The sequence below is a fragment of the Paenibacillus sp. MAEPY2 genome, from assembly GCF_000499205.1.
GTDB lineage: Bacteria > Bacillota > Bacilli > Paenibacillales > Paenibacillaceae > Paenibacillus > Paenibacillus vandeheii.
The window spans coordinates 1-883 of sequence record NZ_AWUK01000120.1; the positions used below are offsets into that span (position 1 = coordinate 1).

Annotated in this window: 1 protein-coding gene and 1 pseudogene; both read right to left on the reverse strand. The window is 31.7% G+C overall.

Annotated features, from left to right (window positions below; all coding sequences use genetic code 11):
- On the reverse strand, window positions 1-460 hold a 460-nt coding region (locus P364_RS35945), incomplete at its 3' end, for a hypothetical protein (RefSeq protein WP_036695362.1).
- Window positions 461-680: 220 nt separating this feature from the next.
- Window positions 681-883 (reverse strand): annotated as a pseudogene (locus P364_RS38435) (hypothetical protein); the annotation flags it as partial.

Consider the following 883-nt stretch of genomic DNA (forward strand, 5'->3'; position numbering starts at 1 on the left):
TACTATTCTGTTCTTCTTCATAATCTTGAATGTACCCTTCTCGGCCAATTCCCAGTATGAGTGATTGAATTCTTATTGTTATAAATAATTTTTTATCTACAACCCTGACTCCACAATCACCTGAACCATCAAGGCCACATACTATTTCAATTCTATCTATTTTTTCTCCAATACCAGATCGAGCTAATTCTTCTTCTATAGTCTGAAAATACTTATCTTTATGAAAATAGATGATTTCCCCACTGTCTACATCTTCAAATTGTTCCGGAAAAGAACGTTCTATATTGTTTTCCATAAAATATATTTTATTTTCTAATTCTGGGTACTTAATTACCTTTACTTCAGGTTGTATCTCTTCTTCTAAATAAGACTCTCTAATTTTCGTGTTACTAGTATAATTATCTACTACATCACTACCACTAATGGAGGTTTTAGCTTTCTTTCTGAACCAACTAAACATTATTATCTCTCTCCTTCTTTAGATAACTACGATGCTTGAAAATCCCTCTCTTGATAAAAATTATAATTTGACGTACTTTTTATGGAAGAATTGGCCCAACTCATATTCTCTCTTTTAAAAACATACATTTCTTTCAATCCAATCTTTATTCAATTTATATCGGTGAAATAGCTGCAAAAAAAAAGATCGAACAATAAAGTCCGATCTTTTAAGTGTGAAATTATTTGTTTTCAGATTCTTCTTCAGGGAGAATTCTTCTAAGTGTAAAGTACTGAGTACTGATGAATAGGATGATGAATGCAATGAAAACGTACAGTGAGGTAATTAGGTACTTACCAATCGATGTTGGGATACTACTTGCGTTCGTATCAATTGCAAAATAGGCAAATGTATCTCCCCTATCATCCTTCAGAGGATATAAAA